Raw genomic sequence first — 23,408 nt, forward strand, 5'->3', positions numbered from 1 at the left:
ACCCTCTCAATGGAAAAGGTCACGACCTCGGGAGACCCGAGACAGTGACCTGTGGATAACTCGTCACGCTGACGAGCGAGAATCTTTAGATTCGTAGCTGTAGTAGTAGATGTAGACGTAGTAGTAGTAGCGCCGCCCGTAGCCTTGCCCAAACTTTCGCCTAAACGTTGGCCGTAGCGTCGGTCGTAGCCTCCAAATTATGGATGGGCAAGAACCCCGGGAAGTCCCACTCAAGATCCGTTCTTGTCTCTCGCACAGACACCGCCGGTTGCTTCAATAACGTCATCACTTGCGGCTTCTCCCATGCGAGAAGATCCGGGTTCTCACGCTTGAACCGTTGCAGTTCATGCACAACAACGGCACGGATCTTGTTCGACGCGATCGCCCCATACGCCTTCGCCGCAGACACCGCGAGTCGCGGTTGCTTCATCAGACCGTCATGCCTCAGGAACGACCTGACCAACACCTCATCCGTGGACTGGTCGAACACGCAGAACCACTTGTCGGACAGTTCCTGCGCCGCGACCATCACGTCGCCGCTGGTCATCTCTCGAGACATCGCAGCGAGCCTGCCCGGGTGGAACTCCACACACCCGCAGTAGTCGAGCTTCGGGTGTGACGTGAGCTTGAAGTACAGGGACTGTGCCGGTGCCGTCAGGTCGCGGAAGTCCGCGTCAGACCAGATATCGATGTTGATCGTCGCACGTTCACGCGCCATCGGTACCACCGACCCACAGCGGATCTGTCGTGGTCGTGGACAGCATGCAGCGCGCCCGGAACTCGCCCTCGGTGATGAACTCTGCCCACGATTCTTCGAGCCGTTGCCGATCCCAACCATCCGGGTCGAGTACCAGAACACCCAACGCCAACTCCCATTCGCTCGATGTGAGCTTCATGCCGTCAGTCCCTTCTTGATGCCCAGTGGGCGTAGCTGTACGCGGCACGCCACGACCTGAAGCTGATCCCATCGAACGAGAGCGGCGGATACGCCACCCACTCCGAGTACCGCTTGACCACGTTCCACTTACGCTGGTTCACGTCGTTTCCTCCCTCACGCTCACCCACACGCCCGGCGCGTCGTCGTACCTCTTGTTCACGCACGCGGACACGATCAGCGCATCGTCACGGATCAGTCCGCCCGCGGTCATCGCGTCGAACACTGCACGCGCGAGCTTGTCGAGGTCAGGGGCGACGGTCGGGTGGACGCGCTTGATCGTCTTGGGGCGCGGCATCCGGAAGTGCAGGTGTACGAACAGCGGACAGTCGAACATCTCCCCTTGAGCGGCCTCGTGCGCCGCGGACGCTACCGAGTCACGCCACGGTGTCAGGTTCTTCGACGCGTCGGTGAGTACCGGCCGGCCCTTCACCATGAACACTCGCTTGGACCCTTGTGGTGCCGGTATCCCGTGCACTGTGAACTGGACGTGTCTCATTTCCCGCTCCTACGCATGGATCCTGCAGATGTCTGTGTGCCCGCCAGCCTCGAACGACGGCACAGTCCGCCACCCGTTCTCGACACGTGCACGTTCCCGCAACTCGCCTATCGACTCGCCCTCGAACGCGACCAGACGTGCCGTGCAGTCTGGGTTGTCACACCGGATACACCGGAGCCGTTGAATGGTCATTGGAACCCCCTCGGGTAGTGGTTGAAACGCCCTAGACTGCGGCGCATGATGACGAAAACGCATGACGAGACCGGCACGATCCTGTACCTGCTCCCGGTCGAAGACCGAGGCTCAGCGGACCCGTACGTCGAATGGCGCAGTCGAGACGGCAAGATCCGTGAACGTGCTACGGATGAAGAGGTTCAGCAGTGGATGAGCGATCAAGACTTCGGTGACACGATCACCGACAAACACTGAGCAGTTGACGTCCGATGAACTCCGTGTACGCCGGCGGGATAGCCTCAGCGAGGTTCTTCCGGTCGGACGTCCAATCAATACCCATCGCCGTCTGCCACTCCGCGACGGTGCCTTTGCCGCCGCCGTCGCCGTGGACTGCGAGGTACGGTCCGTCGAAGTACCGCCCATGACGCCAACCCCGTACACGTCCGCGATGCGGGATGTGCACGGGTTGTTCAGACGGGAAACCGTGCACTTCGAAGTATCGGTGACGGATGACGTTCAGACCGAACATCTCACCGCACAGCACGACGTCACGGCGGATCGGTGCACCTTGGACGTTCTCGATGATGAAGGGCTTGTTCAGTGCCCACAGCGCGAGCCGTGTCTCTTTGATGTAGTCGGTGTAGGTGCGGCCCTTGTTCGTGCCTTTGGTGAGCGCGCTGTGCGGCTGGCAGGGTGGCGATGCGTGTACTGCATCGAACTCGTTGCCATGTGCTCTCACGTACTCGATCGCGTCGGACTGATGGAATTCGAATGGGTAGTCGTCGATGGGTTCAATATCCACTCCGACAACTTCGAACCCCGCCCGGCTGTACCCCATGCCTGCACCGCCCGCGCGACAATACAGGTCCAACAGTCGAGGACGCGTCTTCGGTTCAGTAGGCATCAAGACACTCCCTCAGAGGCCGAACATGGCCGGTTGTAATGGCTTGTGCACCCGCTGCATGATCAGCGGCAGATGGTCAGCCTCGAGCTCGATGAGCGTGACTTCCATGCCCTCGAGAAGCGCCGCCTCCCCCGTTGTCCCGGACCCGGCGAACGGGTCGAGAACGTGCCCGCCAGGGCGAGTGACGAGACGGACAAGCCAACGCATCAGGTCGAGTGGCTTCACCGTCGAATGCTGAACACCGTCCACCTCGGGGCGCTCCGACGACGGTGCTTTCGCCTCGTAGCGGAACGTGGGGAAGAACCGTGACGCACCGCCCGAATCCGCGTACGTGTCGCCGGCGACGATGTTCCGTTTGTCCGCACCGTATATGGTCCCGCCCGGTCGTGGTGCACGCTCGGTGCGAGCCTTCATGAGACCGGAGGTGAGTACGCCCGACTGTTCATCGAGTGCCGCCGCCTGCGACTCATCCAGTAGCACGTTCGGTGGGAATCGGCCGTCCTTCGTGTGGCCGACGTACTCCTCGGCGTTGGGATCATCTGGGCGCCAATTGCCTCCCTCGCGGTTCAGGGTTGCGCCAGGTTTGAGTCGCTTGACCGTATAGGCCTTGCCTTCGCTGCCTGCCGTGTGAATCCGGTTCGCGTCGATGTTCAATGCCCCGGTGCCGTACGCGAGGACGTTCTCGGCCACAGTTGCGGGCTTCATCGATGGCTCGCGTCCATGACCGTTGCATGCCGGGCACGTGTAGACGTAAGGCGAAGCGGGTGGCGCAGGGGTGAACCGTGCGACACCTTTGCCGCCGCATCCGATACACGTGGGCCCGGTCCACGCCGGCACAGCGAGCGGTTTCCGCGCGACGACGATCGGCTCATGCGCGGGCTTAAGGGCAGTACCCCAGCCCTGCCACCGCTCCGCCTCGACAGACAGTTCAACAGGTCCAGTCCTGCCGTTCATGGCTGAGCCGCCACCGTGGTCGTAGTTCACTCGTCCACGCCCAGAGGGTGCGTAATCCTCGCCCATGCTCAGACGGCGGATGTCCTCGGGGCGACCCGTCCCCGAGGCGATCGCCTTCGCCACATCCATCGACTTCGGGAACCCGGACCCGTACAGCCACGCGATGGAGTCGCGGATCTCGAAGCCGGCGTCCTCGATCGCCACCGTCATCCGGTGCCATGTGCGTGTGCCACCGAACGTGAGCAGATGTCCACCTGGTTTAAGCACCCGCAAGCATTCGCGCCACAGGTCGACGTCGTACGCTATCCCGGATGAGTCCCACCCTTTGCCCATGAACCCGAGCTCATATGGTGGGTCGGTGACGATCGAGTCGAACGTGTTGTCCGGGAATGTCGGCAGGATGTCCTTGTTGGAGCCGTGCCACAGGTGCAGACCACCGTCTTCGTAGTGAGGCTTCACGCTGTCTCTCCTATGAGGGTTATTCCCCCGTCATCTGTGAGGCGGACCAACGCCCCGTCCCAGCGAAGAATCGCGACCTCAGAGGGCCGTGCGATGCCGTTGAGTGGCACCAGGTATCCGAGCTCGCGGGCCGCGTGCCGGTGCGACTCCGTCCAGCCGTGGTCGCCGGTCGTGCCCGTGCCGCACAGAATCACCCCATTGCTGGGGAGGTTCACCCACGCGGCAGAGCTGCCACCCATCGCTCTCGGACGACGGTGATGCAGGGACCATGAGATTCCGCGCTCGTCCAACTGGACAGGCTGCCCACATTTGAAGCACCTGCCGTTATCACGTGCGATGATCTGTTGAACGGTCCGTGCGCTGAATCCCGTTGTCACTGCGCGCTCCGGTCATTGAGGTTGTTTGTGAACAGTTCCATTCGTGCCTGTCGTGCGCATTCGGCTGCCTCCTCGGGACTATCGAAGCGACCCAGTCTCATCTGCTGACCGTTGTGCGTGACGTACGCCAGCCAGCGGTTGGACTTCCCGATACGGGAGACGCCGCGGTAGCCGGACGTGTTGTTTCGGAGCAGACCAGCGAGATTTTCCATGTTCTGTTTGTTCGTCGCAGATTGAAGATGTTCCAGTCGCACGCAACCGCGGTTGTGGCACTTGTGATCAACGAACAGATCCGGGCTAAGAGGGCCATGCGCCAACTCGAACACCAGACGATGCACGGGATGTGGACGGTGATCGATGGTCAGCATCGCGTAGCCACTAGTGGAGTGCTGCGCGGCCCATTCCCAACACCCCTCACCTTTCACCGTGTAACGCGCGATGCGTTCAGGGACGGGCGTACCTCGCGTCGTGTATGAGCGAATGGACGTTAGCTCGCGGCCAGCGAGCTGTTGCTGGTAATGCGTCGCACATAGATTCTTCGCGTAGAAGCGTCTCTCACACCCCGGAAATGAACAGCGCCCACCGTCACGGGAGACGATGAGCGCTGCTGTGGCCCGGCTGAAACCAGATGGTCTACCCATCGGACGGGTCCCACTGGGTACCGTCACCACTGAACGTGTGCACCAGGTCGTCGTGGATCGCAACCAACTCCGGCGCCTCATGCAGTCGTGACTTCTCGATATCGACCCACACCTTCGCGACCGCGTCAGCGGACTGTGCGCCCCTCAGAGCGCCTGCCGCTTTCCTGATCCGGTCAGCGTCCGACAGTGTGGGGATCGGCTGCCCTGTGGCCTTCTGCTGGCGGTTCCGGATCTCTTCCGCCGACGCGATGCCCTTCTTCGTGTCCCCGGCGAGAGCTGCGACGATCGCACGCCCCCATGCCGCGGTCTCCGCGTTCTGGACCTCCGAATCGCGGGTGAACTGGGTTGGTCCGGGCACCGGCTCCCAAGCGGTCCCGACGCCCGGTCTCATGTCGTCCGGGGAGCGGTACGCGAACGCCGTGTACACGACCCACGTCTTGCCGCCGAACTCGCGGAACTCAACGTCCACCAGTGATCCGTCTGGTCCGATGCGCGTCAATGACCCCTCGGGATGCTTCTTTCGGAAGTCGACAATGCGTGCCGCGACATCGATGTAGTCCAACGGCCCCTTGTAACTCTGTCCAGCCATCACGCGACCCCCCTCAAGATCAACGCGTAGCGTTCGTCGGATATCGCTTGCGCGTCTCCGTCGCGACGCTGAAGGATGGCACGCGCCTGGCTGCATGCGCGGCACTTACGCCCCCCATGGCGTAGTTCGCTCAGTACGAGATTCGGCCATGTAAGGGCGTGCCCCTGAGGACAACTGGTCCGATTCGCCGAGTTGTGATTGCCGAGCCGTACGATGTCTCGGTTGTTCTCCGATGGAGTGTCCCAGCGAAGGTTGGCGAGTCGATTGTCTTGCCGGTTGCCGTTTCCATGACACGCCTCCATGCCCAGCGGGCAGGGCCCCACGAACGTGGACAGCACAAGACGGTGCACATATACGTGAACGCGTTTCCCAACGGCCGGGCAGAGGATGACTTTGCGATAGCCGTCGCCTGCCATGCTTCCGGCGAGGATCCGAGTCTTCGGGTGGATCAGGCTCATCACATGTCCACCGTCAGATACTTGGTATCGGTCCTCGAATCCGGCCACGGGGCGCCATTCCTCGGTCTTGTGCTCGGTCATATCTCTGATCCCTTCGCCAGGAAATCGAACCCGCAGCTGTCGCACAGCCCGCGAGCATCCACCAGGCACTTGTGCCCGCCCGGACAGTCGACCCAGAAAACCGGGTCCTCACCGAAGATCGGCCACCACAGCGAGCCTTCGCCTTTCCCGAGCTCACGGATCGCCTCATCGACGGTCAGCGACTCCCACTCGAGCAGTTGCCGGCGGTACCAGGCCACGGCTTCACCCCACCCACGGGAGAACCCACGGTCGTACATGACCGAATCGGCCCACGCTTTCATCGACTCGTGCGCCAGACGCAGCATCCGCACGTACGTGCCGTGGTGGTCCTCGAGGATGCGTTTGACTGGTTCTTCTTCCGACACCATCGCTGACCAACTCACCGTTGAAGCACCTCATCGATGAGGTCCATCTCGTCCGCGACCGACAGTTTGTACAGGTCGTTCGCGACACGTGCCGCTTCTTCTGCACGGTTGAGCGCCTCCAGCAACGCGGCGGATCGGGCGCGAGCGACCAGCAGCCGTTCGCGCACTGACTCTGCGACCAGCGGTTTGATGTCGATCGACATAGGGTTCATTGCTTGTCCTCTCTGAGTGCCCACAACTGGGCGGCATTACCGAGTGCTGACCGTCCACCGGACACGGCGACGAACTCGGATCCGTACTCGCCTTGCTTCTCCGGATCCTCGGAGTGCCGGTGTTCGGCGAGGATCGTGCGCACCCTCTCCCTCGTGCAGTAGAGGCCCATGCGGCGTGCGAGTCGGAACACTTCATCAGCGGTGATCGGGTGGCCTGCAGCTTCGAGCGCACGCGCCACGGCGATCTTCTGTGGTACCCGTTTCCCGCCTGACACGTCCGCGGCGATGTGCGATTCGATCGGGTCGGTTCTGCGTGCACGCGGTGAGTCATCCCACACGATCGGCAACGGGTGATCGTAGATCCTCATGACTGCTCTCCTCAGTAGTCCGGTTGCTCTCTCGTCCAGCCCGGGAACAGGTCACTGCACTCCGGGGTGATGCCTTCCATGTGCGCGGTCGGGCCGTAGTAGGACAGCCCTACAGGTGCCATGCACACCCACCAGAACTCGTGCCGCTTCCGGCAGTGGAAGCACCACCGCTCACCTTCCGAGCGACGGCTGTATTCCTCCATGTCGGTGCCGCAGATGACAACCGGCCCGAGGTCTTCGCACCAGTCCGCTGTCTGCGTGCTCACGGTGCCCCCAAGCTCAGGTAGTACGCGAAAGCCCCGATGCACAGTGCGAACGGGGCCAAGGTCAGCAGATGCCACGGAAGGTCTTTACGGAACCTCTGCATCCCGGTGGGCATGCGTTGCGCGTACTTCGGTGCGTAGAACACGCGACGTGCCATCAGTCGGCCCCCCCATGCGTGAAGTCGGGATGCTGGCCGGCCATGTGCCGGTGCAGATCCTGGAATGACCGGTTACAGCACGGGCACACGCCGGCGGCGATCCGGTTCTTGATGCGGGTCTTCGCCGCCTTGTGACCACGCAGAGAACGCTCTGTGGCATGCAGTTGGTCACGAGTCGCGGTCAGGGAAGTCTCAGCCCACCCGCGACGCAGCTTCTCTAGCGAGAGCTGCTTCTCGAGCTTCTGATTCTCCGTCGACTCGAAGTGCAGTTTGTGGCCGTTCGGGCACCACCAGTTGCCGCCGTTGTTGAGCCGATCCTGATACATCTCGGCCGGGATCGCGTGTCGAATCTGACATTCTCCGCAGACCAAGATCTGCAGGGTGCCAGTGAATACGAGCGTGTCCATCAGTCCTCCTTGCGCCATTCGGGGTGAGTGAGGGGCAGGTTCGGATGGACCCCACGCCCATGCGGTATTCCTGCCCCGTCGTGCACGCCCGCAGAGTCGAACTGCGGCACCCTGTCTGGGAAGGGTGGAACCGTCACGTGACCGCCGCATCACTCAGGCCCGGTGCGGCATCCGGGTGGTATCCCTCGCGCCGAAGCGTCGGAGAGTTCCTGAGGTTTTTCATGCCCGGTCCCCCGCACTCCCCAGCGCGGTAACCGGACGAAAGCGACACCCCCAGGTCGCTAGTGCCCCTGCTCGGTAATGCTCCGAGACAACCGATTTCAGGCTCAGGGGCCAACGTCGATCAGGCGAGATCGTATGAAGATGACGTCTCGATCAACTCGCGCACCTTCTCGAGCGTCTGTGCGTCTCGGATGATGTTTCGGCCAATGCGGTCGCTGTTGATACCGAACCCCGGAAGGATCGACGACAGCGTGATTCCTTCGATGTAGAGAAGGTTCCGATTGCCGGTCTCTACTGCCCACACGGTGGCCTGCGACCAGTGAGAGAATCCGGCCGCGTTCATGGCGTCCGCAAGCTCCTGCTGGCTACATCCATGCTGTTCGCGGTTTCTCCGCAGATCGGCTGCTACCTGGGTAGCGTTCATAGTCGAACGTCCTCTCGCTATGTCTTGACTGGACAAGAGCAGACGGGATTCGAACCCGTGAACCTCCCCCACGCGAGCTGCAATGCACTCAACACACGGCATACGTTCCGGTGAGTGCGTGCATCGTGTTCAGGGGCGCGTGATGCCTCCCGCCTCCGCAGTGCTCTGAGAGGGGGTTGATCCCTCCGTGATGCCAGCACCCAAAAGGGGTCCACTGGTCAGAGCGCCGCCACATTGCCCAGTGGCCGGTCCTGCGCCCCTATCCCCTCACGGGGGTCACTAGCGCAGCCTTGTTCGCCTTCACCGATGGGGTCTCACATGCCGCAGCACGGACCTACTGACACGGTTCATCAGCCTTGAAACTCCACAACCCCGACAGCGGCGCATCCCATCAGCGGCCCGCCCGTACCAGGTGTGTATGTGTCTCGCGTCTGCTACTGACCGGGCCTGGGCGGCATCGGAATCCACAGCGCGATATGTTGTTGTCTCCGCCGCAATTGCGCGACGAATAGTGCTCCCGAGTCGTTCGACCGTCCCGGAGGCCAGAGGATGAGGGATCAACTCAGGTGCGCATCACCGCGCACCCCGATCCCTCGCGAACAACTCCATGACGTCCACGTCGTCAACGCGCCCGTCGAGCCGGTCAAGCCGTGACAGCGGTGCGTCCTCGACAGTCGGTGTTTCAGCGATCCACACCGCGACCTTGTAGGAGCCATACAGCACAGTCAGACCGACGATCCAGCAGAGGAGACTCAGGCCGGTGAACATCACGCGACCCGCTTCCGGCTCGTGGACCGACGCGACTGCGACCAGTCGGTGGGGACGGCACCCCGAGCGGTCTTCACCCGGTCGACGTCGAACCGCCACACCCTGCCGACACGTGTGCCGGGGATGTCGCCCGCGTTCGCCTGCCGGTAGATCGTGGCCGTCGCGACACGGAGAATGCCGGCCAACTCGGCGGCGGTGACCATCTGACCGTTCATGCCGCCACCTCCCTGGGGAGGAAGTCAGCGGCACTGCGACCGGTGATCTTCGCGAGCCGTCGAAGCTCGGATGCCTTGAACGAGGACAGTCCGCGCAGCTTGCGGTCGAGGGTGGTGTATGCGATCCCGGACTCTCGGGCCGCGCCATTGACGGAGCCGACTGTGGCCAGGATCGCCGAGCGGACGGTTTTGCCGATCGCTTCGTCGTACTCTGCGTTATCCATGTGGATCACAGTACCCGTTATCCGCGCGGATAACCAGTGATAACTGTTCTCAATTAGCGGGAGCGTGTATCAGCACCCCGCAGACACGCTCTACCGCTACGATTATCCGAATGGAGACCGACGTGGACGACTACACCAGGGCTATAGCTGCGATCCTCAAAGACGCACAGACCCGGCACGGTCAGCCGACCTATGACGAACTGGCCGAGATGACCGGCCTGGGCCGCGCCACAGTCTCCCGCATCCTCACCGGGAAGCGCGACATCACCATGCGGTACCTGCGGCTCATGTGCCTTGCCCTCGGTCTCGACCCGGCTCAGGTGCTGACGGACGCAGAGAGCAACCTCTGACGGTAGAGTTCGCCGACGCTGACACCGGACTCATGTGCGAGACGTCGCCACTCTGCGACGGTCGGGCACGATTGCCCCGGTCGGGCTAACGGGCAACTACCTCCGCACGCTGCCGATGTTTCGCGTGGGTCGGCGTCGTCGTCCATCTTGAGGCTCCTGAGGGTCGGAGTATGAGAGATTTCCCATAACTCTAGGCCTGGGCTTGGACATTCAGGCCGGCGAGTGTGGTCGATTACCCGCGTTGCGTAACGGTTCGGTCACGGCGATTTGTGCGTGTCCCCCATTTTGGGGACACGGCTCGTCGATGGTTGGTCGCCTGTTGGCATGCCAATAGACAGGCGTGATTTTGGGTGCTTTTGAGTGCTAACCATCCCCGCCCCGATCCGCGTGATTCCCGCGTATTTCCGGGGCAGAACAGGGCAAACGAGCCTGCGCGAGTAAGGGGTTCAAGTCCCGTTACTCACCCCGAATGGGCGAGGTTCAAGCGCTCGACGAGAGTCACCACTCTCGATCCGGTTTGAACCTCGCCCATCTTCTTTCGCCCGGCCGTCTGCGCGGTCAGGCTGACCGGCATCCAGTTCGATGGCGTGCGCTCAGGCGACGTTGAGCTCCACCCAGTCGCGCAGCTGCTTCAGCGGCGCCGCGGCACTGCGTCCGAGGCTCGTCAGCTCATACTCGACCCGGGCCGGAACCTCCGGATACACGGTGCGCGTGAGCAGACCGTGATCCTCCAAGCGCTTCAACGTCTGAGACAGCACCTTCGGACTGATCCCCTCCAAGCGCCGCTTGATGCTCCCATTCCGCCGGGGACCGTCCTCAAGCGCACCGATGACAAGGGCGCTCCACTTGTTGGCCAGCAGATCGAGCATGTCTCGACACGGGCACATCGCCGCATACACATCGTTGCGTTCGCACTCGTCGACAATCTGACTCACGCCCTGATGGTATCCGATGGAAACCAAGGATCCTTGACGGTAACCAGTGGGGTTGCGGAACCATGGCTGTCATGACCACGACAATCGCTGTTGGATACGAGAAGAACCTGCCGGTGACCGATCCCGACGCGCTCATCACCCGAGAGACCCCCGTTTCCGAACTGGGCCCATACGACCTTCTCGTGGAGGTCGAGGCCGTCTCGGTGAACCCCGTCGACGTGAAGCTTCGGGCGAACGTCCCTGCACGTGGATTCGCCGTCCTGGGGTTCGACGCCGCCGGCATCGTGCGCGACGTGGGCTCGAACGTGGATCTGTTCGCCCCGGGTGACGAGGTCTTCTACGCCGGGACCATCGGCCGGCCAGGCGCCGACCAGCGCCGGCATGTGGTGGACTCCCGCATCGTGGGACGCAAGCCCGCAACGCTCTCCTTCGCCGATGCGGCAGCGCTCCCGTTGACTGCCATCACCGCGTGGGAGGCCCTGTTCGACAAGCTGCATCTCACGGAGCGGTCCGCAGGAACGCTCCTGGTCGTCGGCGCGACGGGCGGGGTCGGCTCGATCATGCTGCAGGTGGCCGAGGCACTGCTTCCGCACGTGATAGTGATCGCCACGGCATCGGATGACGAGCGCGCCTCGTGGGTGCGAAGCCTCGGGGCCGACCACGTCGTCGACCACCACGCCGATCTCACCGAGCAGGTGCTGGCGCTGGCACCCGACGGCGTCGACTGGGTGTTCACCGCGCACTCGCAGGGGCAGATCGAGACATATGCGCAGATCGTGCGGCCTTTCGGTCAGATCGTCGCGATCGATGACGGTCCCCGCGACGTGTCGCCGCTGAAGGGCAGGAGCATCACGTGGCACTGGGAGCTCATGTTCACGCGCCCGCTCGAGCAGACGGCCGACATGATCGAGCAGCACAGGCTGCTGAACACGGTCGCCGACCTGGTGGACAGCGGGCGCATCCGTACCACCGCCACCAGGACTCTGACACCCATCTCGGCCGCCACACTGCGTGAGGCCCACGAACTCGTCGAGGCGGGCCGCACGGTCGGCAAGATCGTGCTGCACGGGTGGGACGAGAACGCCGCGGCGCAGAACCGCTGATCGGGCTGCCACCGCGCATGGGCCGATGCCGCCTCAGCGGCGTCGGCCCATCGCCCAGCGACGATGACCCCGGGCACCCCGGAGCCCGCAACCCTGCGAAGATGGGACACGACCCCCTGCCCGACCCGTGAAGGTGAACCGCCGATGATGCAGATGGACGCCGACGCGTTCGAGGCTCTCGTGGTCAGCGAATTGGACCTGCTGCCCGACGACATGGTCGACGGCCTCGAGAACGTCGTGTTCGTCGTCGAGGATCACCCTGAGGACGGCGACCGCGACCTGTTCGGCCTGTACGAGGGGTGGTCCCTGACCGAACGCGACCGTTACGGTATCGGAGAGCTGCCCGACCGGATCATCGTCTACCGCGACGCGCATCTGGACGCGTGCGACGACGAGACCGAGCTGCGCGACGAAGTGCACACCACTCTCGTTCACGAGATCGCGCACTTCTACGGCATCGATGACGCACGACTGCACGAACTGGGATGGGCATGATCGCCTCGGCGACGCCCGATACGGGCGAAGAGGTCGATCTGAACCTCATGGTCAGCCCCGACCGGCCCTGGCAGACCGTCGTGTGGAATGACCCGGTCAATCTCATGAGCTATGTCGTGCGCGTTCTGCGCGAGTACTTCGGCTACCCGCGCGCGGTCGCCACGAAGCTCATGCTCGCCGTGCACAACGAAGGGCATGCCGTGGTCGCCGAGGGGCCGAGAGAACAGATGGAGCTGCACGCGCAGGCCATGCACGACTACGGCCTGTGGGCCACGATCCGGAAGGCGCCCGAATGACCCGCACCGTCGTGATGGAGATCACCCATATGGAGGCGGCGCACCTGGCCGGTCTCGTTCGGCAGTTCCGCGACCTCCTCGGCGGGTTCGGGGAGGATGCCGATGCTCCGGCGGATCCCGCGCTGGCACGTCTGGTTCCCGACGCCTACCCCGACGACCAGGCGGCCGCCCGACAGTTCCGAGACCTGACCGAGAGTGACCTGCTGGGGCGGCGCGACCACGACGCCGAGGTGGTGCTCGCGTGCCTCGGCGACCCCGACGCCGACGATCCGAGCGCCGACGTCATGGTGGTGGATCTGTCGCCGGATCAGGTCGACGCATGGATGCGGACCCTTGCCGCCCTGCGTCTCGTGCTCGCCTCGCGGCTGGGCATCGACTCCGAGGACGACCATGAGGACGACGATCCGCGGTTCGGCATCTATGAATGGTTGGGCTACCGGCTCGAGCTTCTGGTGCAGGCCTCCGACGAGGAGTGATCGCCAGGACTCTCATCGCCCGGGCGCGTTCCTCCGGACGGGTCCTTCGGATCAATGATCTTCAGGGCAGTGTGAACACGTGGGTCGCAAGCCGCTGCGGGTCATCACGCTCGAGGTGACGCTGTTCCTGCGCCGCCCACCGGTCCCAGTGCGGCCGATAGCCTTCACCGTCCCGTTGCAGTGCGCGCCGCCGTCGCTGTTCATCGGGCGCCTCCAGCCACACGCGAAGATCGGCCAGGGGGGCGGTCTGCGGGGTCAGGATGCCCGAGCCTTCCACCAGCAGCGGCGCGTCCGCATCGACGCGATGCTCTTCGGCCGCACGCTCGTTCACCCAATCCCAGCGCGGCCACGTGGCGTCATGCCCACGCCGATACGGTTCGAGGATGCGGTGGCAGGCCAGCGCGGTGCCGGCATCCAATCCGTCCCAGCCGGGATACAGCGAGTCCAGCGCGACCACCTGCAGTCCCCCGCCGGGCCAGCCGCGCTGCACGAGCTGTGCGAGCGTGGACTTTCCGGCGCCGCTGCGGCCGTCGATCAGCACCACGACACGATCGCGCCCACCGGCGGCACTGATGAGCTCGTCAGCGCCCGACTGCAGCGCGGTGGCGAGCAGGCTACTTCTTGAGGGCGCGGATGACACGTGCCAGCGCACGCCCGGCGACCCAGACGAACGGGACCGCGACGGCCAGGAACGACACGATGTTCGGTTCGAAGCGCAGATCGTCGCCGCGACGGATGTACGCGCCGATCGGCACGGTGTACCCGCCTCCGCCGCCACCCCCGTTGCCGGCCTCGTCGGAGCCGCCCCCGAAGCCCGACCAGGTCAGGGCCACGGGGATCAGTCGAATGCCGTCGACGTCTTGCTGCGTGCCGTAGGCGGCGTCGACGCCGAGCGATGCGACCTGCTTGCCGAGCTCTAGTGCGATGTTGGGCATGACTACACGGTAGTCGTCCGGCGCGCCGGTTCACACCCCGTGCTCAGGACGCGCCGAGATCGGGCAGGCGGCGGCTGCGGCACGTCAGCCGTCCTCGTGGCGTCTGATCGGCGGATGGTGCGTGACGCCCCCGACGTCGCGCCGACCCCCGAGCGCTGAGGCCCGGGTGATCGCCCCGTTGCCGAATCGCGCCGTGGCATCATCGAGCGCGGTTTCGACCTGACGCCACTCCTCGTCGTCGTCCCAGAGTGCAAAGCCCGCCGCTCCCCCGGGCCGCAGCCGTTCTGCGCGCACACCGATCAACCGCACCGGCAGGGGCCGCTCCAGCGCATCGAACAGCTCGATCGCCGCCTGCCCGATGCGCTGGCCGACGGCAGTCGGCTCGGTCAGCGTCTGCGTGCGCGTCACCGTGCGAAAGTCCGAGAACCGCACCTTGATGGCGATGGCCGCCGCCTCCCATCCCGACTGACGCAGCCGTGCCGCCACGCGGTCGGCAAGCCGGCGCAGCTCGCCGCGCAGGACCACGCCGTCACCGATGTCGGTGCGGAAGGTCTCTTCGTGCCCGACGCTCTTCTCGACCCTCTCGGGCTCGACGGAGCGTGCATCCTGCCCGCGAGCCAGCTCCGAGATGCGCTGGCTCATGGTCTCGCCGATCGCGCGCGCGAGCACGGAACGAGGCGTGTCGAGGATGTCTCCGACGGTGTGGATGCCCCGTGCCTCGAGCGCGTCGGCGGACTTGGGCCCGACTCCCCAGAGCGCCCGGATGCTCAGCGGGGCAAGGAACGCGTGCGTGTCCTGCTCGGCGACGATCAGCAGCCCGTCGGGCTTGCTCATCGTCGAGGCGATCTTGGCCACGTGCTTGGTCGCCGCGGCGCCGACGCTGCAGGTCAGCCCGGTCTGCCCGAGAACCCGGGCACGCAGCATCCGTGCGATCTCTCCGGGAGAGCCCCACAGTCGCCGGGCACCCCGTACGTCGAGGAACGCCTCATCGATCGACAGCGGCTCGACCAACGGCGTGATGCCGTGGAAGATGTCCATTACCTGCGCCGACAGCTCCACGTAGCGCGGAAAGTGCGGCGCGACGACCACCCCCGTGGGGCACAATCGCAGCGCCTGCCCCATCGGCATCGCCGAGCGCACGCCGTAGCGCCGCGCCTCGTACGTCGCGCTGGAGACGACGCCTCGCCCTTCGACGCCGCCCACGATCACGGGCTTGCCGCGCAACGAGGGATCATCGAGCACCTCGACGGATGCGTAGAACGCGTCCATGTCGACGTGCAGGATGCCGGCGCCGGTGTCGTCGGCACCGGCAGGCGAGACACGCCTGCCTGATCCGTCGCCCCGTCCCATCGCTCTATTCTCGCCGAGGCCTGCGACACTCGCTCAACGACCGAGGACACGTTCCGGCGCGGCCTCGCTCAACGAGCGAGGGGAGGTCTACTGGGCGGCGCGTTCCAGGATCAGCTCCCGCACGCGGGCTGCGTCGGCCTGACCGCGCATGGCCTTCATGACGGCTCCGATCACCGCTCCGGCGGCCTGCACCTTGCCGTCCTTGATCTTGGCGAGCACGTCCGGCTGGGCGGCGAGAGCGTCGTCGATGGCGGAGATGAGCGCACCGTCGTCCGAGACGACCGCCAGGCCCCGGGCATCCACGATCTGCTGCGGTGTCCCTTCGCCGGCCACCATGCCCTCGAGCACCTGGCGGGCGAGCTTGTCTGTCAGCGTGCCGGCGTCGACGAGCTTCTGCAGCTCGGCGACCGCGGCCGGCTCGACGAGATCACTCGTCTCACGGTCGGCGATGTTCGCCAACCGGGCGATCTCACCGGTCCACCACTTGCGGGCGGCGGCGGGGGTCGTGCCCGCGGCGATGGTCTGCGCGACCTCATCGACCACGCCGCCGTTGACGACATCCTGGAACTCCAGGTCGGTGAAGCCCCACTCGCCCTTCAGCCGCCGCCGGCGCGCAGCCGGCGGCTCGGGCAGGGCGGAACGCAGCTGCTCGACCAGTTCGCGCGAGGGAACGACCGGCAGCAGATCCGGCTCGGGGAAGTAGCGGTAGTCATCGGCGTCGGACTTCGGCCGGCCTGCAGAGGTCGCACCGGTGTCTTCATGCCAGTGCCGTGTCTCCTGCCTGATCGATCCGCCATCGGCCAGGATCGCCGCCTGCCGCCGGATCTCATACCGTACGGCGCGTTCGACCGAGCGCATGGAGTTGACGTTCTTCGTCTCGGTGCGGGTGCCGAGCTTCTCCTGGCCGCGCGGGCGCAGCGACACGTTCGCGTCGCACCGGATGTTGCCGCGCTCCATGCGGGCGTCCGAGATCCCCAGGGAGCGCACGATGTCACGGATCGTCCGCACGTAAGCGCCGCCCAACTCGGGCGCGTGGTGCTCGGCGCCGATGATCGGCTTGGTGACGATCTCGACCAGCGGAACCCCGGCCCGGTTGTAGTCGACGAGCGAGTGGTCGGCGCCCTGGATGCGTCCGGTCGAGCCGCCGACGTGCGTGAGCTTGCCGGCATCCTCTTCCATGTGCGCGCGTTCGATCGGCACCTGCACGAGCGTGCCGTCTTCGAGCTCGACCTCGACCTGCCCATCGAACGCGATCGGCTCGTCGTACTGCGATATCTGGTAGTTCTTGCCCATGTCGGGGTAGAAGTAGTTCTTGCGGGCGAAGCGGCACGACTCGGCGATCTGGCAGCCCAGCGCCAGCCCGAGGCTGATCGAATACCGCACCGCCTGCTCGTTGATCACCGGCATCGAGCCGGGAAGACCGAGATCCACCGGCGCCAGATCGGTGTTCGGCGCGCGGCCGAACGAGTTCGGCGCATCGGAGAACATCTTGGTCTTCGTGTTCAGCTCGACGTGCACCTCGAAGCCGAGCACGGGCTCGAACAGTTCGAGGGCCTTGTCGAAGTCCATCAGCTTGTCGGCCATCAGCGCGCTCCTCCCAGAATCGGTGCCTTCTCGAGCAGCGGGCCGCCCCACGAGTCGACGAGCAGGGCCTCGGCGGCCGCGCCCACACGGTAGAGCCGGGCGTCCTCACGCGCCGGCGCGAGGAACTGGATGCCGACGGGCAGACCGTCATCGACAGCCAATCCCGACGGGATCGAGATACCGGGGACGCCGGCGAGGTTCGCCGGGATCGTCGTCAGGTCGTTCAGGTACATCTGCAGCGGATCGCCGATCTTCTCGCCCAGCTTGAACGCCGTGGTCGGCGCCGACGGAGTCGCGATCACGTCGACCGCGGCGAACGCGTGGTCGAAGTCGCGCTGGATCAGCGTACGGACCTTCTGGGCCGACCCGTAATAGGCGTCGTAGTAGCCGGCCGACAGCGCGTAGGTGCCGAGGATGACGCGGCGCTTGACCTCATCGCCGAAGCCCGCGTCGCGGGTGGCGGCCATGACGTCTTCGACGGTGCCGCCGGGAACCGCGACGCGCATGCCGAACCGCACCGAATCGAACTTCGCCAGGTTGCTGGATGCCTCGGCCGGCAGGATCAGGTAGTACGCGGCGACGCCGTACTCGAAATGCGGGGCACTGATCTCGACGAGCTCGACGCCGTGGGCCTGCAGCAGGTCGAGCGCGGCACGGAAGGACTGCGCGACGCCGGGCTGGAAGCCGTCGTCGGGCAGTTCTTTCACCACACCGACTTTGAGACCCTTCAGCACGTCGCCGCGGGCGCCCTCGCGAGCAGCGTCGGCGAACGACGGCCAGGCGTCGGTGAGCGAGGTGGAATCGTGCGGGTCGTGGCCGCCGATGACGTCGTGCAGGAGGCCGGCATCCAGCACCGTGCGGCTGACCGGACCCACCTGATCGAGCGATGACGCGAGCGCGATCGCCCCGTAGCGGCTGACGCCGCCGTAGGTCGGCTTCATGCCCACCGTGCCGGTCACGTGCGCGGGCTGGCGGATCGATCCGCCCGTGTCGGAGCCGAGGGCCAGCGGCGCCTCGAAAGCGGCAAGCGCCGCGGCGGATCCGCCGCCCGATCCGCCGGGGATGCGCTCGAGATCCCACGGGTTGTGGGTCGGGCCGTATGCCGAGTGCTCGGTGGACGATCCCATCGCGAACTCGTCCATATTGGTCTTGCCCAGCGGCACCAGGCCCGCGGCACGCGATCGCGCGACGACGGTCGCGTCGAAGGGCGACATGTACCCTTCGAGGATCTTCGATCCGCTCGTGGAGGGCATGTCGGTGGTGACCAGCACATCCTTGACCGCCAGCGGCACGCCGGCCAGCGGGCCGAGCTCGTCGCCGGCCGCACGCCGCGCGTCGATGTCGGCCGCGACATCCAGCGCCTTCTCGTTCACATGCAGGAACGCGTGGACGTCGCCGTCGACGGCGGCGATGCGATCCAGGTGTGCGCGGGTGGCCTCGACCGACGAGACCTCGCCGGCGGAGAGCCTGCCGGCCAACTCGGCCGCGGACAGTCGGGTGATGTCGCTCACTGCTCTTCTCCCAGGATCGCGGTCACACGGAATCGGCCGTCGTCGGCATCGGGAGCGTTCTGCAGGGCCTGCTCCTGGGTGAGTGTGTCACCCACCACATCGGGGCGATAGACGTTCTGCATCGGGATCGGGTGACTGGTGGCAGGCACGTCGGGGGTCGCCACCTGCGATACCTTCGCGATGTTGTCGACGATGACGTCGAGCTGGCCGGTGAGGCGCTCGACTTCGGCGTCGCTCAGTTGAATGCGAGCGAGCACACCGAGATGGCGCACGAGATCGGGGGTGATTTCTGACACCCCCTCAGTCTACGGGCGAGTGGATGCCGCACCCGGCGGGCCGGGATGCGACAGGCTGCGCGCACCGACGTCGGTCGCGCTGCACCGCCCACGTCGCTCGCGCTGCACCGCCCACGTCGCTCGCGCTGCCTTGTTCGGCTCCCGCTGCCTGGTTCGGCTCGCGCTGCGCCATTCCGCATCCGCGCCCCGGAACTGGGTACGCACCCTGTCGCTCGCGCTGCCTCGTTCTGTGTTCGCGACCCGGATCTGCGTTCGCGCCCCGAAACTGCACCGCCCAGATCGCTCGCGCTGCCTGGCTCTGCATCCGCGCGTGAGAATCGCATGCGCGGGCGCAGATATCGATAGCGCCGACAGCGCTGCACGCCGTCCGCGCCGCGCCATCCGCGCCGCCTGGTTGCCCGCGCTGTCTCGCCCTGCGTCCGCGCACGAGATCCGCGCCGCCTGGTTGCCCGCGCTGTCTCGCCCTGCGTCCGCGCACGTCATCCGCGCCGCCTGGTTGCCCGCGCTGCCTGGTTCTGCGTCCGCGCGTGAGAATCGCATGCGCGGGCGCAGATATCGATAGCGCCGACGGCGCTGCACGCCGTCCGCGCCGCGCCATCCGCGCGCCGCGCCATCCGCGCGTCGCGCCGTCAGGTACGACGTCAGTCGGGGCGCGGCCTCCTCGGCCCGATCATCACAGAAGAACTCCCGCGGCGCGTAGGCTGAAACGATGACGTCGTTCGATCCGCCGCGCCCGTGGACTGCCAGCTACGCCACCGGTGTCCCTGTCGATCTCGAACCCGTCACCGGCTCGCTCGTGGACATCGTCGCGGCATCCGCTGGCGACTATCCCGACGCACCCGCCCTCCAGTTCTTCGGCCGTGAGACGACGTACCGCGAGCTGCAGGAGCAGATCGATCGGGCGGCCGCGGGTCTGAAGGCACGAGGTGTCGGCGCCGGTGACACCGTGGCCATCGTGCTGCCGAACTGCCCGCAGCACATCGTCGCGTTCTATGCGATCCTGCGCCTGGGCGCGATCGCGATCGAGCACAACCCGCTGTACACCCCGCGCGAGCTGCGCAAGCAGTTCGAGGACCACGGCGCGAAGACGGCGATCGTGTGGACGAAGGTCGTCGAGACGATCCAGGACTTCCCCACCGACCTGGCCGTCACCCACCTCATCTCGGTCGACGTCATCCAGGCCATGCCGTGGACGACGCGTCTCGCGCTGAAGCTGCCGATCGCCAAGGCCCGCGAGTCGCGCGAAGCCCTCTACAGCCGCGTGAGCGGAACCATCGGGTGGGACCAGATCGTCGGCAGCGAGCCACTGCCCGCCAGCCACCCGAAGCCGGCAACCGACGACCTCGCGATCATCCAGTACACGAGCGGCACGACCGGCGCGCCGAAGGGAGCATCGCTCACACACCGCAATCTGCTCTCCAATGCCGCACAGGCCCGGGCGTGGGTGCCGCAGATCATCCGCGGCAACGGGTGCGTCGTCTATGCCGTGCTGCCGATGTTCCATGCTTACGGCCTGACGCTGTGCCTGACGTTCGCAATGTCGATGGGCGCCCGCCTGGTGCTTTTCCCCAAGTTCGACCCCGACCTGGTGCTCGAGGTGACCAAGAAGCATCCGGCGACCTTCCTGCCTCTCGTCCCGCCGATCGCTGAGCGGCTCCTCGCCGCCGCCGCCGAGAAGGGCGTATCGCTGAAGGGCACCGAGATCGCGATCTCGGGTGCGATGGCGCTCCCCCACGAGCTCGTCGTCCCGTTCGAGAAGGCCACCGGTGGCTATCTCGTCGAAGGCTACGGCCTGAGCGAGTGCTCGCCGGTGCTGATGGCCAACCCCGTGGCAGACAGTCGCGTGCCCGGCACCGTCGGTCTGCCGCTGCCGGGTACGCAGTGCCGCGTGGTCGACCCCGACGAACCCACCAAGGACGTCGCGCCCGGCGGCGAGGGCGAACTCGTCGTCCGCGGCCCGCAGGTCTTCGGCGGCTATTACGGCAACCCCGAAGCGACCGAAGACTCGTTCGTCGACGGCTGGTACCGCACCGGCGACATCGTCACGATCGATGAGGCCGGATTCGTGCGCATCGTCGACCGGATCAAAGAACTCATCATCACGGGCGGCTTCAACGTCGCCCCCACCGAGGTCGAGAACGCGCTGCGCCAGCATCCCGACGTCGAAGACGTCGCGGTGGTGGGGCTGCCCAGCGGTCACTCCGGCGAAGAAGTCGTCGCCGCGGTCGTGTTGGCCGAAGGCGTGACAGAGCCTGACGTCGAGGCGATCCGCGCGTTCGGCCGCGGCATCCTGACCCCTTACAAGGTCCCCCGGCGCGTGTTCGTCGTCGACGAACTGCCCAAATCGCTGATCGGCAAGGTGCTGCGTCGGCAGGTGCGAGACAAGCTGATCGACCTGACAGGAGCTGGATCATGACCGACGACACTTCCACCGAGACGGTGGTGGATGCCGACTCCGCCGGTGAACCGCAGGCTCCGGGGTTCGAGGACCTGGGCGTCACCGGGCCGGTGCTGGGCGCGATCCGCGATCTCGGATACGAGAGTCCCTCGGCCATCCAGGCCGCAACGATCCCGCTGCTGATGCAGGGCCGCGACGTGCTCGGCACGGCGCAGACCGGAACCGGCAAGACCGCCGCGTTCGCGCTGCCGGTGCTCGAGCGCCTGGACCTGGCGCAGAAGACCCCGCAGGCCCTGGTGCTGGCGCCCACACGTGAACTGGCTCTGCAGGTGTGCGAGGCGTTCGAGTCGTACGCGTCGAAGATGAAGGGCGTGCACGTGCTGCCCGTCTACGGCGGGCAGGGCTATGGGGTGCAGCTGTCAGCCCTGCGCCGCGGTGTGCACATCGTGGTGGGCACACCCGGCCGCATCATGGACCACCAGGCCAAGGGCACGCTCGACCTGACCGAGCTGAAGTACCTGGTGCTCGATGAGGCCGACGAGATGCTCAAGATGGGCTTCGCCGAGGACGTGGAGCAGATCCTCGCCCAGACCCCGGAAGACAAGCAGGTCGCCCTGTTCTCGGCGACGATGCCCGCCGCGATCCGTCGATTGGCGCAGAAGTACCTGCGCGACCCCGAAGAGGTCGCGATCAAGACCAAGACGACCACCAACCAGAACATCAGGCAGCGGTATCTGGTGGTCTCGTACGCACAGAAGGTGGATGCTCTGACCCGCGTGCTCGAGGTCGAGAACTTCGACGGGGTCATCGTGTTCGTGCGTACGAAGAACGAGACCGAGACCCTTGCCGAGAAGCTGCGCGCACGCGGGTACTCGGCCGCGGCGATCAACGGCGACGTGCCGCAGGCCCAGCGCGAGCGGTCCGTGAACCACCTGAAGGACGGCAAGCTCGACATCCTGGTGGCCACCGACGTCGCCGCCCGCGGCCTGGACGTCGAGCGCATCAGCCACGTGATCAACTTCGACATCCCCACCGACACCGAGTCGTACGTGCACCGGATCGGGCGCACCGGCCGTGCGGGACGTTCGGGCGACGCGATCAGCTTCATCACTCCCCGCGAGCGCTACCTGCTGGGGCACATCGAGAAGGCGACGCGCCAGCAGCCGGCGCAGATGCAGCTGCCCACCACCGAAGACGTCAACACGACGCGTCTGAATCGGTTCGACGACGCCATCACGACGGCCCTCGACGAGACCGGCCGCATCGAGGCCTTCCGCGACATCATCGCCCATTACGTGCGGCACCACGATGTGCCGGAAGGGGATGTCGCCGCCGCCCTCGCGATCGTCGCCCAGGGCAAGACGCCACTGCTGCTGGATCCCGAGAACGACCCGCTCGCCGCCTCGGTCGAGGCCGTGAACCGTCCGCCGCGCGGGCGCAGCGGCCGCGATCGTGGCGGAGAGCCCCGCGAACCGCGCGAGCCGCGTCGCGGACGCGGAGACTACGCTCCGTACCGCATCGAGGTGGGCCGCCGGCACCGCGTGGAGCCCCGCCAGATCGTCGGTGCCCTCGCGAACGAGGGCGGCCTGCGCCGCGACGATTTCGGAGCGATCGCGATCAAGCCCGATTTCTCGATCGTCGAGCTGCCGGCGAACCTCGACCCGGCAGTGCTGGAGCGCTTGCGCGACACCCGCATCTCGGGCCGGCTGATCGAGATCACCGCCGACCGCGGTGCGCCCAACCGGCGTCGCCCGGCACGTCACGATGACGACCGGCGGCCCGCGCGCCACGACGGCGATCACCGCAGCTCCTACACCGATCGTGACGACCGGCGGCCTCGTGAGGACCGCACAGCACGCGATGACCGCCCGCCGCGCAAGCCTCGTCACAAGTGAGTCAGACCCGGATCACCGTCACGCCCGTCGCCCCCTCGAGGGCGTCGAAGTCGCCAGCACCGGCCATGCCGTTGACGACGGTGATCCG

Annotated in this window: 33 protein-coding genes; 8 read left to right on the plus strand and 25 right to left on the minus strand. The window is 65.8% G+C overall.

Going from position 1 to position 23,408, the window contains the following annotated elements; all coding sequences use genetic code 11:
* Positions 1 to 160: 160 nt before the first annotated feature.
* The 3 genes from QU603_RS08990 to QU603_RS09000 all read right to left on the minus strand — a co-directional run bounded on the left by QU603_RS08990 (position 161) and on the right by QU603_RS09000 (position 1,433).
* The gene (locus QU603_RS08990) at positions 161 to 718 is read right to left on the minus strand and encodes a hypothetical protein (protein WP_308491051.1); all 558 of its coding nucleotides are present in this window, start codon (positions 716 to 718) and stop codon (positions 161 to 163) included.
* Complete coding sequence (locus QU603_RS08995) at positions 708 to 896, minus strand: hypothetical protein (protein ID WP_308491052.1); 189 nt, start codon at positions 894 to 896, stop codon at positions 708 to 710. Before QU603_RS08995 ends, QU603_RS08990 begins: the two co-directional genes overlap by 11 nt.
* Positions 897 to 1,034: 138 nt before the next feature.
* Positions 1,035 to 1,433: a RusA family crossover junction endodeoxyribonuclease gene (locus QU603_RS09000; RefSeq protein WP_308491053.1), complete on the minus strand. Its 399-nt coding sequence runs from the start codon at positions 1,431 to 1,433 to the stop codon at positions 1,035 to 1,037.
* A 237-nt stretch (positions 1,434 to 1,670) separates the two neighbouring features.
* On the opposite strand from QU603_RS09000, the gene QU603_RS09005 reads away from it, so the two are divergent.
* Positions 1,671 to 1,862, plus strand: coding sequence for a hypothetical protein (locus QU603_RS09005; RefSeq protein WP_308491054.1), 192 nt, complete (start codon positions 1,671 to 1,673; stop codon positions 1,860 to 1,862).
* Here the strand turns inward: QU603_RS09005 and QU603_RS09010 are convergent.
* The 15 genes from QU603_RS09010 to QU603_RS09075 form a co-directional block, all read right to left on the minus strand.
* Positions 1,846 to 2,511: a DNA cytosine methyltransferase gene (locus tag QU603_RS09010; protein ID WP_308491055.1), complete on the minus strand. Its 666-nt coding sequence runs from the start codon at positions 2,509 to 2,511 to the stop codon at positions 1,846 to 1,848. The two genes, QU603_RS09005 and QU603_RS09010, sit on opposite strands and share 17 nt — an antisense overlap.
* Before the next feature lie 12 nt (positions 2,512 to 2,523).
* On the minus strand, positions 2,524 to 3,924 hold the full coding sequence (locus tag QU603_RS09015; RefSeq protein WP_308491056.1) for a DNA methyltransferase: 1,401 nt from the start codon (positions 3,922 to 3,924) through the stop codon (positions 2,524 to 2,526).
* Positions 3,925 to 4,297: 373 nt separating this feature from the next.
* Entirely contained in the window at positions 4,298 to 4,669 is a 372-nt protein-coding gene (locus QU603_RS09020; RefSeq protein ID WP_308491057.1) for an HNH endonuclease, read from the minus strand.
* Between the two features lie 265 nt (positions 4,670 to 4,934).
* Positions 4,935 to 5,531 carry a hypothetical protein gene (locus tag QU603_RS09025; protein ID WP_308491058.1) on the minus strand — a complete coding sequence of 199 codons (597 nt, stop codon included), beginning with the start codon at positions 5,529 to 5,531 and terminating at the stop codon, positions 4,935 to 4,937.
* Positions 5,531 to 6,070: an NUMOD4 motif-containing HNH endonuclease gene (locus tag QU603_RS16435; RefSeq protein ID WP_369698778.1), complete on the minus strand. Its 540-nt coding sequence runs from the start codon at positions 6,068 to 6,070 to the stop codon at positions 5,531 to 5,533. The genes QU603_RS09025 and QU603_RS16435 overlap by 1 nt, the downstream gene beginning before the upstream one ends.
* Positions 6,067 to 6,453, minus strand: a complete 387-nt coding sequence (locus QU603_RS09030; RefSeq protein ID WP_308491059.1) for a hypothetical protein — start codon at positions 6,451 to 6,453, stop codon at positions 6,067 to 6,069. Before QU603_RS09030 ends, QU603_RS16435 begins: the two co-directional genes overlap by 4 nt.
* Positions 6,450 to 6,638, minus strand: a complete 189-nt coding sequence (locus QU603_RS09035) for a hypothetical protein (protein ID WP_308491060.1) — start codon at positions 6,636 to 6,638, stop codon at positions 6,450 to 6,452. The genes QU603_RS09030 and QU603_RS09035 overlap by 4 nt, the downstream gene beginning before the upstream one ends.
* Positions 6,639 to 6,643: 5 nt before the next feature.
* On the minus strand, positions 6,644 to 7,015 hold the full coding sequence (locus QU603_RS09040; RefSeq protein WP_308491061.1) for a hypothetical protein: 372 nt from the start codon (positions 7,013 to 7,015) through the stop codon (positions 6,644 to 6,646).
* Between the two features lie 11 nt (positions 7,016 to 7,026).
* Positions 7,027 to 7,281 carry a hypothetical protein gene (locus tag QU603_RS09045; protein WP_308491062.1) on the minus strand — a complete coding sequence of 85 codons (255 nt, stop codon included), beginning with the start codon at positions 7,279 to 7,281 and terminating at the stop codon, positions 7,027 to 7,029.
* Positions 7,278 to 7,436, minus strand: a complete 159-nt coding sequence (locus QU603_RS09050; protein ID WP_308491063.1) for a hypothetical protein — start codon at positions 7,434 to 7,436, stop codon at positions 7,278 to 7,280. Before QU603_RS09050 ends, QU603_RS09045 begins: the two co-directional genes overlap by 4 nt.
* On the minus strand, positions 7,436 to 7,843 hold the full coding sequence (locus tag QU603_RS09055; RefSeq protein ID WP_308491064.1) for a hypothetical protein: 408 nt from the start codon (positions 7,841 to 7,843) through the stop codon (positions 7,436 to 7,438). The genes QU603_RS09050 and QU603_RS09055 overlap by 1 nt, the downstream gene beginning before the upstream one ends.
* Positions 7,844 to 8,186: 343 nt before the next feature.
* The gene (locus QU603_RS09060) at positions 8,187 to 8,489 is read right to left on the minus strand and encodes a helix-turn-helix domain-containing protein (RefSeq protein WP_308491065.1); all 303 of its coding nucleotides are present in this window, start codon (positions 8,487 to 8,489) and stop codon (positions 8,187 to 8,189) included.
* Between the two features lie 573 nt (positions 8,490 to 9,062).
* A complete protein-coding gene (locus tag QU603_RS09065; protein WP_308491066.1) occupies positions 9,063 to 9,260 on the minus strand; it encodes a hypothetical protein in 198 nt (65 codons plus the stop codon).
* Positions 9,257 to 9,472: a helix-turn-helix domain-containing protein gene (locus QU603_RS09070; protein ID WP_308491067.1), complete on the minus strand. Its 216-nt coding sequence runs from the start codon at positions 9,470 to 9,472 to the stop codon at positions 9,257 to 9,259. The genes QU603_RS09065 and QU603_RS09070 overlap by 4 nt, the downstream gene beginning before the upstream one ends.
* Positions 9,469 to 9,696 carry a hypothetical protein gene (locus QU603_RS09075; protein ID WP_308491068.1) on the minus strand — a complete coding sequence of 76 codons (228 nt, stop codon included), beginning with the start codon at positions 9,694 to 9,696 and terminating at the stop codon, positions 9,469 to 9,471. Before QU603_RS09075 ends, QU603_RS09070 begins: the two co-directional genes overlap by 4 nt.
* A gap of 110 nt (positions 9,697 to 9,806) precedes the next feature.
* Here QU603_RS09075 and QU603_RS09080 point away from each other — a divergent pair, with 110 nt between their 5' ends.
* Complete coding sequence (locus QU603_RS09080; RefSeq protein ID WP_308491069.1) at positions 9,807 to 10,046, plus strand: helix-turn-helix domain-containing protein; 240 nt, start codon at positions 9,807 to 9,809, stop codon at positions 10,044 to 10,046.
* Positions 10,047 to 10,639: 593 nt separating this feature from the next.
* On the opposite strand, the gene QU603_RS09085 is transcribed toward QU603_RS09080, so the two are convergent.
* Positions 10,640 to 10,981, minus strand: coding sequence for a winged helix-turn-helix transcriptional regulator (locus QU603_RS09085; RefSeq protein ID WP_308491070.1), 342 nt, complete (start codon positions 10,979 to 10,981; stop codon positions 10,640 to 10,642).
* 71 nt (positions 10,982 to 11,052) lie between these two features.
* On the opposite strand from QU603_RS09085, the gene QU603_RS09090 reads away from it, so the two are divergent.
* The 4 genes from QU603_RS09090 (at position 11,053) to QU603_RS09105 (ending at position 13,351) form a co-directional block, all read left to right on the plus strand.
* The gene (locus QU603_RS09090; protein ID WP_308491071.1) at positions 11,053 to 12,084 is read left to right on the plus strand and encodes a zinc-binding alcohol dehydrogenase family protein; all 1,032 of its coding nucleotides are present in this window, start codon (positions 11,053 to 11,055) and stop codon (positions 12,082 to 12,084) included.
* A gap of 144 nt (positions 12,085 to 12,228) precedes the next feature.
* Complete coding sequence (locus QU603_RS09095) at positions 12,229 to 12,579, plus strand: metallopeptidase family protein (RefSeq protein WP_308491072.1); 351 nt, start codon at positions 12,229 to 12,231, stop codon at positions 12,577 to 12,579.
* Complete coding sequence (gene clpS, locus QU603_RS09100) at positions 12,576 to 12,875, plus strand: ATP-dependent Clp protease adapter ClpS (protein ID WP_370655352.1); 300 nt, start codon at positions 12,576 to 12,578, stop codon at positions 12,873 to 12,875. The genes QU603_RS09095 and clpS overlap by 4 nt, the downstream gene beginning before the upstream one ends.
* Positions 12,872 to 13,351: a DUF2017 family protein gene (locus QU603_RS09105; RefSeq protein WP_308491074.1), complete on the plus strand. Its 480-nt coding sequence runs from the start codon at positions 12,872 to 12,874 to the stop codon at positions 13,349 to 13,351. Before clpS ends, QU603_RS09105 begins: the two co-directional genes overlap by 4 nt.
* 61 nt (positions 13,352 to 13,412) lie before the next feature.
* Here the strand turns inward: QU603_RS09105 and QU603_RS09110 are convergent, their stop codons facing one another.
* From QU603_RS09110 to gatC, 6 genes are all read right to left on the minus strand, one after another.
* Positions 13,413 to 13,991 (minus strand): nucleoside/nucleotide kinase family protein, encoded by a 579-nt coding sequence (locus QU603_RS09110; protein ID WP_308491075.1) that lies wholly within the window; start codon positions 13,989 to 13,991, stop codon positions 13,413 to 13,415.
* A complete protein-coding gene (locus QU603_RS09115; RefSeq protein WP_308491076.1) occupies positions 13,966 to 14,286 on the minus strand; it encodes a hypothetical protein in 321 nt (106 codons plus the stop codon). Before QU603_RS09115 ends, QU603_RS09110 begins: the two co-directional genes overlap by 26 nt.
* Positions 14,287 to 14,370: 84 nt before the next feature.
* Positions 14,371 to 15,636: a DNA polymerase IV gene (locus QU603_RS09120; RefSeq protein ID WP_308491077.1), complete on the minus strand. Its 1,266-nt coding sequence runs from the start codon at positions 15,634 to 15,636 to the stop codon at positions 14,371 to 14,373.
* A gap of 87 nt (positions 15,637 to 15,723) precedes the next feature.
* A complete protein-coding gene (gene gatB, locus QU603_RS09125) occupies positions 15,724 to 17,220 on the minus strand; it encodes an Asp-tRNA(Asn)/Glu-tRNA(Gln) amidotransferase subunit GatB (RefSeq protein ID WP_370655292.1) in 1,497 nt (498 codons plus the stop codon).
* A complete protein-coding gene (gatA, locus tag QU603_RS09130; RefSeq protein WP_308491078.1) occupies positions 17,220 to 18,731 on the minus strand; it encodes an Asp-tRNA(Asn)/Glu-tRNA(Gln) amidotransferase subunit GatA in 1,512 nt (503 codons plus the stop codon). Before gatA ends, gatB begins: the two co-directional genes overlap by 1 nt.
* Positions 18,728 to 19,027: an Asp-tRNA(Asn)/Glu-tRNA(Gln) amidotransferase subunit GatC gene (gene gatC, locus QU603_RS09135; protein WP_308491079.1), complete on the minus strand. Its 300-nt coding sequence runs from the start codon at positions 19,025 to 19,027 to the stop codon at positions 18,728 to 18,730. Before gatC ends, gatA begins: the two co-directional genes overlap by 4 nt.
* A gap of 709 nt (positions 19,028 to 19,736) precedes the next feature.
* Between gatC and QU603_RS09140 the strand changes: the two genes are divergently transcribed.
* Positions 19,737 to 21,443, plus strand: a complete 1,707-nt coding sequence (locus tag QU603_RS09140) for a long-chain-fatty-acid--CoA ligase (protein WP_308491080.1) — start codon at positions 19,737 to 19,739, stop codon at positions 21,441 to 21,443.
* On the plus strand, positions 21,440 to 23,320 hold the full coding sequence (locus QU603_RS09145) for a DEAD/DEAH box helicase (RefSeq protein ID WP_308491081.1): 1,881 nt from the start codon (positions 21,440 to 21,442) through the stop codon (positions 23,318 to 23,320). The genes QU603_RS09140 and QU603_RS09145 overlap by 4 nt, the downstream gene beginning before the upstream one ends.
* Positions 23,321 to 23,408 lie beyond the last annotated feature (88 nt).

The sequence above is a fragment of the Microbacterium terrisoli genome (genome assembly GCF_030866805.1).
GTDB classification, from domain to species: Bacteria; Actinomycetota; Actinomycetes; order Actinomycetales; family Microbacteriaceae; genus Microbacterium; species Microbacterium terrisoli.